The sequence below is a fragment of the Proteiniphilum sp. UBA5384 genome, assembly GCF_002410825.1.
GTDB lineage: Bacteria > Bacteroidota > Bacteroidia > Bacteroidales > Dysgonomonadaceae > Proteiniphilum.
Map to the genome: position 1 here is coordinate 1 of NZ_DHOS01000046.1, position 11,855 is coordinate 11,855.

Here is an 11,855-nt window from a genome sequence, read left to right on the forward strand (position 1 = left end):
CGAGCCCCTCCGGGGTCACTTCAAAATCAAGCACTTGTCGCTAAAGCGGCGGGTGCTTTTTCGTTTTAGTCATATTCTAGTCATATTTTCTCACTGAATCATCTATAAATACCCACCACCAACAACAAATCAACCGTATCAGGATTCATTCACTTTTTGTAGATGAAACGGCCCTTTCCAACCATCCCACTCATCAAAACTTTTCGTTGCTTCGTTTTTCATTCCATCATTTCCAACATATTAACCAATTATCATTACATTTGTATGATATACAAGCACAACGATACACAAACGATTGGTAAGGATTAAACGGAACTTGGGGTTGTCTGATTTTCCTCAACGACCGAATCAGTCAAAACAGTCTGCTGCGATAACCTTTCGCATTCTTGACGAGTCGTCAGGTTGTTGAAATTGCGATGAATCCTTTCCTGCCTCTCCACTCTGCAGGAATTATCTACGTTTTTTATTCGGACATCTCGTCTGAGTATTGATAAGTTGATTTCATGTCGAACATCACAATGTAGCAATGCGAGCAAAAGAATATTTAGAGGTCAACAAACAGAAGCTAGCCTATTACGACCAGGTTAAAAAAGTGATCTACGATCTTTATCCTTTGAGAAACAACAGGCAAAAAACCGAAGAATATTGCAGTCGAAACCTCTTCACCGATCTGCAAGATCATCAGACTTCAAACTCCACAGGTGGTCCCCCTGCGACTGATATGAACCTGGAGAGCGCAATCGACTGTTCAATCGCCAGTCAAATCCGCTTCAGCATCTTAAAAGTCATCAATAGTGACAAGACTTTTCTATTCGCTCACAATATCATAATATCGAAAGCGAGGATATTTGACGATCTACTCACGCTGATCGATTATAAGCTTAGGGATGAAAATGGTACTTCAACTCAACAGATCGAGCAGGAATGTCAAAAATACAGGGATGATTACCCCAAAACCAATCTCTCCGACTTCCTACTCTATAAGTACAATCTTGAAGTCTACAATGACTTGCAGGACTATCTTTTATTTGATGAGGATTGTTGGCTATTTGCATTTAACAAAGCGTATGAATTATTCGACCGGGTCAGAATTCTTTTTAACGAACCATTCAAAGCACAATATCTGATCAAGAACATTTATCTCAACAACAAAGAACTTGAACGTACCATTGTGGATATCTTGCAAACCCTCATCTTCAATTGTACCTATGATCTGTCTGATATCCAAATTAAAAAATTGGCTTTGCTTGCTGACAAAATCAATGAGTATGATGATGAACACTACATCAGGATCGATGATTGTTACCTCAGCAGAATCAACAAATTGAAGCTGGAGGAAGTAAACTGGGTGAAAGCCACCAAGCTATTCAACTATGAAATCATCTCCCTCTGGGTAAATCACGAAGCTTTCAACCAGGAGCAAAGATTGTGCATTATACAACTCATCGAGATGAAGTACCGGGATGAGAAACAGAAGAATCCCCACATCTTCATTTACGACCTCAACTCATTTTTCAACTCACTCCGTGAAACAGTCATTTCGAATGTGGTGAATGACAACGTGGCCGACTATACCTGTGACATGCAGGCTCTCCTGGATGAAAACATGGAACTGAAAGCGAAAATCAATCAGAAAGATCAGGAAATTGAGAAGCTGAAAGAATCCTTGCTGCAACTACCTTCGATTCAAGACAACGATGGTGTAATTAATGCTGATGAAACCAATACTCTGATGTTTGATTCACCCAAAGGAATGACCGTACCACAGCTGGTGCTTGTCTTCTATTACCTCTTCAACGAGTTGGGTGTCAATTTCGATAACAGCTACAAAACGGCATGGGCCAAATTTATCCATCAGTTGACAGGCAAGTGCCAGCAAAATATCAGATCCGGACTTAATATCGATTTTTTTAACAAGCAAACACACAAGAATATGCGATATGTCGCCTCTTTTTTTGTTGAATTGTTCCCGACGATCTCAGAGAAAATATTAAATGATATTAAAGAATAGCTGAAAATTAACCATTTAGTACTACTCCTGTACGAAATAAACAGCTACAACCTTTTTTTGCCTATCTATATTTGTGCCACTGTCTCACCGTTGAGGCAGTGATTCACTTTTCTATTGGCACGAGGGTGAATCAATTAATGCCTTTTTTAAACTATGGATAACAATGAGATTACCTTTAATGAACTGCCCGTTGCGGTTGCAGTCCTGATCGATAAGATCAGCTCCCTGGAATTGATGATTGAAGAATCACTCACCGGCAAGAAGTTGGATGAGGTTCAATGGATGAATGTGGATGAGCTGTGTGAATATCTTCCGGGTAAACCGGCAAAACAAACTGTCTATGGTTGGGTCTGCTCCAAATTCATTCCCTACCACAAGAAGGGGAAGAAACTCCAGTTTCTGAAGTCTGAAATCGATGAGTGGCTCCTTGCAGATGACAAGCCGAAAGTATCTTTGCAGCTCCCCGAAGTACGCAGATACAATCGAAGGAAATGACCATGATCCCGGGCAGCAGAAAAAATACACCAATGAATAAAACGAGGGGGAATTTATCTTGATGACTATGACCGAAATCATTCAACCCGACGACCTCGACGAGTGGAACGACTGGATCGATGCCCAGGATGTCATGCAGAAGCTCCATGTCTCCGTCCGCACAATGCAGACCTGGAGAACAAATGGTCTGTTGCCCTACTCGCGCATCAACAACAAATTCTACTACCGGAAATCAGATATCCTGGCTTTACTCAACAAATTTTACATTGCAAGAAGGGAGGCTGACAATGACGAATCTACCCAATGAACAATCCGGCTTACCACCCAAATCAACTTCATTATTTCTTCATGATGATGTACCAGCAAACCCGCACAATGACCACACCAAATTGAACGGTACCGGTTTCATCGAATTGCTGGAAATGGATCTGCAGATGTTCCAAATGCAGTTCCGGGAGAAGGAGGAGGGATTGAAGATAGATCATTCGAAGATCCTCAACTCTCTCTTCGATCAGATCGATCAGGTGGACTTCCGACAGGTGGCGGAGTTCACCAACGAGGAACAGAAGCTTTATAAAAAACATTACCTGGTCACCTGCATCGAGAAGATCCTCGAGACGGCCAACCGGAACAACTGGGGTATCTGTCGCAACCACGACTTCATCTATCTCTACAACGGGGATTATTGGAACCTGCTGGACAACATCGAATACCAGACGTTCCTGGGAATTGCCGCCGAGAAGATGGGTGTCGATCGATTCGATGCACGGCTCTACACCTTCCGTGAACAACTGCTCAAACAGTTCCTCGCGGTAGCCAACCTGCCAAAGCCACCGCAATCCGACAAGGTCGTGCTGATCAACCTCAAAAATGGTACCTTCGAGATTGATGAGGGAAAGTATACCCTGCGACGACACGACCGTAACGATTTCCTGACCTATATGCTCCCTTTCTCTTACGATGAAGCTGCCGGCTGCCCGATTTTTAAGAAGTATCTCAACCGGATCCTGCCCGATACCGGCCGGCAGATGATCCTGGCGGAGTACCTGGGATATCTTTTCATCAAACACTCGGTACTCAAATTGGAGAAAGCCCTGCTCCTCTACGGCAAAGGAGCGAACGGCAAATCGGTTTTCTTCGATGTGGTGAATGCGCTCCTGGGGGGCACCGAGAACGTGAGCAGTTACTCTCTGCAGAACCTCACAAACGAGAATGGATACTACCGGGCCATGCTGGCCAACAGGCTGGTCAACTACGCCAGTGAGATCAACGGCAAGCTCGAGGCATCCATCTTCAAGCAGCTGGTCTCCGGTGAACCGGTCGAAGCACGATTGCCTTACGGTGAACCCTTCACGCTGACCAACTATGCGAAGCTGATCTTCAACTGCAACGAACTACCCAGGGAGGTAGAGCAGACCAATGCCTTCTTCCGCCGCTTCCTCATCATCCCGTTCGATGTCACCATTCCCGAGGAGGAGCAGGACAAGGAGCTGGCGCAGAAGATCATCCGTAAGGAACTTTCAGGAGTATTCAACTGGGTCCTGGAGGGATTGAAACGATTGCTGCAACAAAAGCAGTTCACCCACAGCGATGCGGTGGAGGAAACGCTCGAGAACTACATCAAGGTCTCCAACTCGGTGATCCTCTTCCTGGAGGAGGAAGGGTATCAGAAATCCCCCGATGCCTTTATCCAATTGAAGGATCTCTACAACCAGTACAAGTCCTTCTGTTTCGATGGCAGCTACCATCCCGTTTCCAAAAGGAACTTCTCAGAAAGGCTCCGCAATGCGGAGATAATCATCGAAAGAAAGAATTTTGGCATTGTGGTCTATGTCAGCAACAGCCCTTTTTAGTTTGGGTAAGAAATACTTTTTTTTTCGTCGTTCATTTGCTTCACCTTTTACACAAATCAATGAACGAATCTCTCCGACTTTGTATGCAAACTTGCCTGTTTATGAAAACGAACTTGTCCGACTTAGTGAACGAAGTGAATAAAGTGTAGCTGAATAAACAATCTTTTTTTTATGTCGATCTACAAAAGACCCTACCTGCAACCCTACAAGGGTAAGTCAACCCGGCACACCTGCCCCACCTGCAAGACGAAGTACGCCTTCACGCTCTACCTCAACGGCAACACCGGACAGCCCATTCACCCCACCGTGGGCATATGCAACCGCGAGATCAAGTGCGGATACCACTACACCCCACGACAATATTTCGATGAGCACCCGGAATGTAAAAACACCCAATCAAAGACCCAAATTTCCAATAACCACTCACAACAAACGTCAGCTCCATCCGGAGCAAATCCTCTAAATGAATTCGCTCATCCCGGAGGAACCCCTCATCTGGAAACCACTAATCCAGGATCCCCTCATACAGAATCTTCACTGTCCGGATTCTCTCAATGCAGATCTCCTCACCCCGGATTCCCCAAACCCAAACACCATCCAGTACTGTTTCCCCCAAATTATCCCCAAATAAATCCGGTTGAGTTCGATCTTATCCCTAACTATCTTGTGGAGAAATCAGTTTCCTGCAATTCCCATTTCGTCTGCTTCCTTCAGCAACATTTTAGTGAAGAGCAGATCAACGAAGCAATCAATCAATACTCCCTGGGTGCTACGAAGAACAACGAAGTAATCTTCTGGCAGATCGATATCAATGGGAAGGTCCGCACCGGTAAGATCATGCAATATAACCCTGAGACCGGCAGACGAATCAAAAACATATCCGGTGCAATCAACTGGGTGCACAACAAGCTGAAGAAAACCGATCCCACTTTTGCCGACTTCAAACTCACTCAATGCTATTTCGGAGAACATCTGCTGCGATTGCACCCCTGCAAACCGGTTGCAATCGTTGAGGCAGAGAAGACTGCCATCATCGCGAGCATGCTGTTTGGTAACTATATCTGGTTAGCGGCCGGGAACCTCAACGGCATTACAGCAGAAAAATCAACCGTTCTTCGGGACCGCAACATCGTTCTCTTCCCCGATGCCGGCTGTTTCGAGAAATGGAACAAGAAGAAAGAAGAGATCCGCAACGAGATCTTCTGTCAAATCAATATCTCCTACTTGGTAGAAACCCACGCAACTCCCCAGCAATCCCACGACGGTTACGACATTGCCGACTACATCCTCGACCAACTTTCAAAATTCGCAGTTGAATATTCAAAAACACCACAGGCAATAAACTCAACATCAGAATCTGCATCATCATCAGCCGCCGAAGATCCAAACCATCACAATAAAAAACCTCAACTCGTAAAAACATCCGTTCCAACTCCCCAACCTCAAACTACAAACGATCCAGCACCTCAAAAGACCGCACCATTCAGCCCCACACTTCAACAAATGATTGATCTCAACTCCTCACTATTAACCCTCATCTACGAATTTCAATTGGTCGAATGTCAGTAAGCTGAATAATATTTCGCACCCTAATTCCAATTATATTCGTGACCAAGCAACCATACCAGCAGCCATAACACTAATACAACTTGTTAATCATTGATTTTTATTGATATTTAACTACTGTGACACAAGTTGTCAAAAGTATGAGCTTTTTTTGTGTTACGAACGAGAATGTATATTGCTTTGATAATTGAATTTTATAATTGATAAGGTCTTTTTTTCTTATCTTTGTTTTTCGTTGAATCGATTATCTGTGTTTGATATAATTAATCTCAAGAAAGATCTAATTATCTTAAGAATTCATTTTATCAATAGACTTATCATAGCATCTCAAACCAAGTTTTTCAATGAATTACAAAGCATAGAAACAAGTATCAGTGTTGTATACCATGGAATTAATTGATAACAAACAAGGGCGTACAGTTGAAAGTGAGCTAAATAAAAGAATCAATATCGAAACCACTGTTTCTGTAAGTACTGGCATGTTCAGTATTTACGCTTTTTATTTTCTTAGGGAAAAGTTCAAAAATATCAAAGAACTGAATATCCTACTATTAAACAACACAATCTCAAAATCTCCTGTAAGCCTTTCAATAACTACTGAAGATACGCTTTGGGGAACTCCTGCAGAAAGGGAATTGAAAAGAAAGCTATTATTGAGACACGCCTCTGAAGAATGTTCGAAATTGTTTGAACATTGTAACATCCGTACATTGTTATCTCCAACCACATTTGGTTTTAAATTGATTTTTCTTCAAAATCAAATTGCTGATTGTGTGATTAATAATGGTATGTCTGATTTTGATTCAGCCACACTTGGGACGATTAGTTCTGAAAATTCACAATATCATATTCTTCAGGAAGGAAATGAGAATATTCTCCCGTTGAAAACAATATTCAATAACGTTTGGAATGATAAATTAAAGAGCACAGATATCACTAAATCAATTAGAAATGAGCTTTATAAGGGATATAAAGATTACGCTCCCGATTTCTTGTATCACTTCATTCTTCACCATTTATTTCATTATGCTATTGTTGATTTTTCAGGTGATAAGCTAATAAAGACCAAAACAGGATTTAAAGAAAAGGAAATTTGGAACAAATTATACAAGTTTCAGAAAGATGGTGTAATGGGAGCCATCGAAAAGATTGAAAAATACGGAGGTTGTATCATTGCCGATAGTGTAGGATTGGGAAAAACGTTTGAAGCTCTGGCTATCATCAAATACTATGAGCTCCGAAACGATCGTGTCTTGGTGCTTTGTCCCAAAAAACTCCGTGACAACTGGACTGTCTATACACAAAACGATAAACGAAATATTTTCCTCACCGATCGATTCAACTATGATGTATTGAATCATACAGACCTTACGCGCAAACGTGGTAAATCCGGCATTATTGACTTGGCAGCTATCAACTGGTCCAATTATGATCTGGTTGTCATTGACGAGTCTCATAACTTCAGAAACAACAATCCGGCAAAGGGTGAAATGACACGTTACGCACAAATGATGAACGAGGTCATACGGAAGGGAGTGAAAACAAAACTGTTGATGCTGTCTGCTACACCCGTGAACAATCGGATGAACGACCTGAAAAATCAGATATCATTCATAACGGAAGGGAATGATTTGGCATTTGTTGATGAGGGTATTAACAATATTACCAACGTGATGAAGTTGGCACAAAAACAATTTACCGATTGGACCAAAAGTACGGACCGTAATATTAATACTTTGTTCGATCGTTTAGATAACCGATATTTCAAGTTGTTGGATATGCTCACCATTGCCCGGTCGCGAAAGCATATAACCAAGTATTATCATTCTTCCGATGTGGGTAAGTTCCCTACTCGCTTGAAACCGATTAATATAAAAACTGACATAGACAGCAAGCATCTTTTTCCTTCGCTGAGGGAAATTAACAATGCTATACGTAAATTGAATCTGGCCAACTTTTCTCCGATGTCCTATTTGAGAGCAGATAAGGTTGCAGAGTATGAAGCCAAATACGACTATAAACTGAATTCAGGTAGTGTATTTAAGCAAGTCGACCGTGAGGAAAGCTTGATTCATTTGATGCGGGTCAATTATCTGAAGCGAATGGAGAGTTCTATTTTTTCATTTTGTCTTAGCATCAAGGCTCTATTAGCTCAAGTCGAAGACCAATTATACAAGATAGATCATGTTGATGAAATTGCTGATTCGACGATAACCATTGAGGATATCGATATTGAGGATGACGATAACGAAGCTTTGGTGGGCAACAAGGTTAAAGTTCTGCTTCAGGACATAAATCTGATCAAATGGAAACAGGCCTTGGAGTATGATCGCGATAAGCTGAAGAAATTAATGGAGAGCGCGGAAACTATCAACCAGGAGCGTGATGAGAAGCTACAACGATTAAAACAACTCATTACTGATAAAATTCAAAATCCGATCAATGAAAACAATAAGAAGTTAATTATTTTTACCGCGTTTGCTGACACGGCAAATTATCTTTACCAGGAGATATCTAAATGGGGTTTGTCAAATTATGGTCTATACGCATGTCTCATCAAGGGAAGTGGAACAAATAGAACCAATTTCCCCAACATTGAAAGCAAAGACATGAATGAGTTGCTGACTCATTTTTCACCACATTCAAAGGAACGTCATAAAACTTTTCCTAAAGCAGTTGGAGAGATTGATATTCTCATTGCTACAGACTGTATTTCTGAAGGACAAAATCTTCAGGATTGCGATTTTTTGGTTAATTACGACATTCATTGGAATCCGGTGCGTATTATTCAACGCTTTGGCCGAATTGATCGCCTGGGTTCTATAAACGGTCTGGTTCAATTGGTCAATTTTTGGCCAAACATGGAATTGAATGAGTATATTAATTTGGAGAGTCGTGTAAAGGGGAAAATGGTGTTGCTCGATATTTCTGCAACCGGTGAGGAAAACCTTATCGAGATGAACGGCACAGACGAAATGACAGATCTGGAGTATCGCCGAAAGCAGTTGGAACAACTTCAGAATACTGTGTTGGATTTGGAAGATATACAAGGAGGCATCACTATTACAGATACCAATCTGAATGATTTCCGGATGGATATTTTCGAATACGAAAACAAACATCTCGACCAGTTGAAATCAACCCCATTGGGGATCCATACTGTCGTTGAAACAAACGACGAAGAAATTCTTCCTGGAACAGTTTTTTGTATGCGAAGCACAGTAGAGCAAAAAGGCATTAGTTTGCTCTCTCCCTATTATTTAGTTTATATGGGTGAAGATGGTTCAACAATTCTCGGCTATATGCAAGGAAAACGTTGTTTGGACTATCTTAAAAAACTTTGCTATGGAACTACAGATGTGTTAACCGAATTAGCTCAAAACCTGAAGAGAGAAACAAAGAACTACTCCTCTATGAATAGTTATGCTTCTGCATTTAAGTTGGCAATTGAGAGCGTAATTGGGAAGTCACAGGAAGTCGGTGCTGCTTCATTCTTTTCGAGTGAACTAATCTCTTTGAACGCAGAAGGAGTAACGTCACAAGGTGATTTTGATATTGTGGCTTTTGTAATAATTAAAAGCAAATGATCGATTATTTCAACATACCGGCTCAGGCACAGATTGATATGCCCATTAGCAAAAAGCTTTTTGCTGAAAAGGTTGCCCTGTCATCTGTTGAAAAACGAATTCTGCGTGAAGACATTGACCGTATTGTGATGAAAGGTTTGTTGCAAACCCGTACAGTCGGTGTTGCATCCTACATTGACGATGAGTTTTCTTACGATCAGATCATTTTTGCTGTAGTAAATATAAAGAATCAAGCCAAGGCATCAGCTATCGCAGGGATGGTACAGAAAGCGTTTCCGTCACCTATGTTTTTAATCCTGAATTATCAGGAGAACTATTGTGTCAATTGGTGTATCAAGCGAATCAACCAGGCCGATAAAAGCAAACGGGTAATTGAAGAGCAACACATGACTCGCTTTTTTTCTACTTTAGAAAACAATTCAATTATTCACAAGTGGCTTCATTCACTTGATATGACAAAATTCAACTGTATGTCATTGAAAGATTTGTTTGATATACTGAACAATAGATTGATGATGTTGACCATATCAGAAGAAGCAAATTGCTTTTTAGAGCTGAGCTCAATTGATTTAGGCTATTATCAGGATATAATTGTAGAGTTAAAGCTTAATAGGATTGAACAGCAGACGATTATCAGAGAGTTAAAATGCGAAACGCAATTTAATAAAGTAATTAAATTAAATACTCTTTTGAGAGAATTGCAGGATCAAGAAATTGAATGTTGTATGAGGCTTAAGGGAAATGAAGAATCATCTTATAATTTTGATGAATAGTTATCGATTTAAAAATATAAAATCCAATTGTATGTATATAAGTCAGCTAAGAATTAGGAATTTCAGGGTTTTTGATGAAATAACCTTATACCTGAATAAGGGGATTAACATTCTAATTGGAGAAAACAATTCGGGAAAGACCTCGATTATAGATGCGTTAAGAATATGTTTGGGATATGGTAAATCTGATACTAATATCTATATTCAGGAGTCTGATATTCATCTCAATCCATCAAATCCTGATGACAGAAATGCCGAGATTCAATTTGATCTTATTTTCGAAATAGAGTCAGATATTGAAAGACAGTGCTTTTATGACTTTATATCACAAGACCACGAAAATACTGAACGACAAACAATTCAATTTCACCTCAAATATTCACTAGATCAGAATGGAAGAAGATCTTTTTTTAAGAGATCCGTCTGGGGTGGTGACAATGAAGGACAGCAAATTCCATACGAAGCACTACAAGAGATTTTCTTTACTTATTTAGGCCCTCTCCGGGATGCGGTGACAGGACTTAGGCCTTATTCTTATGATAACAAAACGGCGCAACTATTTAATAAATTGACAAAGTTTAAGAGAGGAGATGAGGATATTAATCTAGATGAGGACTTTAAGACGTCACTAGCTGAAAGATTATATAGCGTATTTGAAAGTGCAGACCATGATTGGAAATTTATATTGGATGAAGGAAAAGGAAAGGTTAATGACCATCTTAGGGGAACCGGCATTTTGGACAAGTTTCCACGGATAGAAATGAATTTTATTGGACGAAAGTTTTCTGATGTTGTAAGAGGAATAGAGATTAGACGACCTATATATACAGAGCCAATAGAACCTCGACTCCAGAAATACTTTGAGATATTTCAGAATGGATTAGGAGAGAATAACTTAATTTATTCTTCAGTTGTACTCGGCGATCTTATGAATAGATGTGAAGATCCGCAATTGGAGATTTACAATGCCTTGCTGCTTGAGGAACCGGAAGCACATTTACATCCACAATATCAAAATACTTTTTTTCAATATTTGAATACGCTAACGAATCAAGGATTACAGGTATTTGTCACCTCACACTCTCCTACTATCACGGCTAAATCAAATATAGGGAATGTGAAAGTTTTACAGCGGCAAGGCAATTCAGTGAATGCATTTTGCTTCAATACACTAAGCGAAATCGATTATTCAGACGATAATAAGAAGTATCTCCGTAAATTCTTAGATACGACAAAATCCCAGATGTTTTTTGCGAATGGTGTGATTTTAGTTGAAGGAATATCTGAAGCAATACTCTTACCAATATTGTCACGCAAATTTTTAAATCCTCATAAAATTGACTTGGAAAAGAACGGAATCGAAATTGTAATTATTGGAGGTGTTGCTTTTGAGCACTTTGCCAAGTTGTTTAACCATGATGATGAAAAAAAACGTCTTTTTTCAAAATGTGCAATTATTACAGACAGTGACCCTATTGCCGCAAATCCAATATCTGAAAGAGCCAGTATAGCTCAAGGATTGAAAAAAAATAATTTAGAAGTCACTTTAGCGAGCCACACTTTTGAGTAT

At 40.3% G+C, this 11,855-nt stretch carries 8 protein-coding genes; all 8 read left to right on the plus strand.

The genetic code is table 11. The annotated features are described in order from the left end of the window. Nucleotides 1–526 precede the first annotated feature (526 nt). The gene (locus tag B4G81_RS08795; RefSeq protein WP_294081628.1) at nt 527–2,011 is read left to right on the plus strand and encodes a hypothetical protein; all 1,485 of its coding nucleotides are present in this window, start codon (nt 527–529) and stop codon (nt 2,009–2,011) included. A 153-nt stretch (nt 2,012–2,164) separates the two neighbouring features. After that, on the plus strand, nt 2,165–2,506 hold the full coding sequence (locus B4G81_RS08800; RefSeq protein ID WP_294081629.1) for a helix-turn-helix domain-containing protein: 342 nt from the start codon (nt 2,165–2,167) through the stop codon (nt 2,504–2,506). A gap of 67 nt (nt 2,507–2,573) precedes the next feature. Next, a complete protein-coding gene (locus B4G81_RS08805; RefSeq protein ID WP_294081631.1) occupies nt 2,574–2,813 on the plus strand; it encodes a helix-turn-helix domain-containing protein in 240 nt (79 codons plus the stop codon). Continuing rightward, a complete protein-coding gene (locus tag B4G81_RS08810; RefSeq protein WP_294081633.1) occupies nt 2,773–4,359 on the plus strand; it encodes a DNA primase family protein in 1,587 nt (528 codons plus the stop codon). The genes B4G81_RS08805 and B4G81_RS08810 overlap by 41 nt, the downstream gene beginning before the upstream one ends. Before the next feature lie 171 nt (nt 4,360–4,530). Continuing rightward, on the plus strand, nt 4,531–5,928 hold the full coding sequence (locus B4G81_RS08815; protein WP_294081635.1) for a DUF6371 domain-containing protein: 1,398 nt from the start codon (nt 4,531–4,533) through the stop codon (nt 5,926–5,928). Between the two features lie 785 nt (nt 5,929–6,713). Then, nucleotides 6,714–9,512 (plus strand): DEAD/DEAH box helicase, encoded by a 2,799-nt coding sequence (locus tag B4G81_RS08820; RefSeq protein ID WP_294081637.1) that lies wholly within the window; start codon nt 6,714–6,716, stop codon nt 9,510–9,512. Then, nucleotides 9,509–10,285: a DUF4391 domain-containing protein gene (locus B4G81_RS08825; protein WP_294081639.1), complete on the plus strand. Its 777-nt coding sequence runs from the start codon at nt 9,509–9,511 to the stop codon at nt 10,283–10,285. Before B4G81_RS08820 ends, B4G81_RS08825 begins: the two co-directional genes overlap by 4 nt. Nucleotides 10,286–10,316: 31 nt before the next feature. Beyond that, nucleotides 10,317–11,855: ATP-dependent nuclease (locus B4G81_RS08830; protein ID WP_294081641.1), on the plus strand; the 1,539-nt coding region annotated here is incomplete at its 3' end.

Coding starts and splice junctions, on each gene's coding strand:
- B4G81_RS08815 (WP_294081635.1), top strand. CDS start 4,531: ATGTCGATCTACAAAAGACCCTACCTGCAACCCTACAAGGGTAAGTCA.
- B4G81_RS08805 (WP_294081631.1), top strand. CDS start 2,574: ATGACCGAAATCATTCAACCCGACGACCTCGACGAGTGGAACGACTGG.
- B4G81_RS08820 (WP_294081637.1), top strand. CDS start 6,714: ATGTCTGATTTTGATTCAGCCACACTTGGGACGATTAGTTCTGAAAAT.
- B4G81_RS08825 (WP_294081639.1), top strand. CDS start 9,509: ATGATCGATTATTTCAACATACCGGCTCAGGCACAGATTGATATGCCC.
- B4G81_RS08795 (WP_294081628.1), top strand. CDS start 527: ATGCGAGCAAAAGAATATTTAGAGGTCAACAAACAGAAGCTAGCCTAT.
- B4G81_RS08800 (WP_294081629.1), top strand. CDS start 2,165: ATGGATAACAATGAGATTACCTTTAATGAACTGCCCGTTGCGGTTGCA.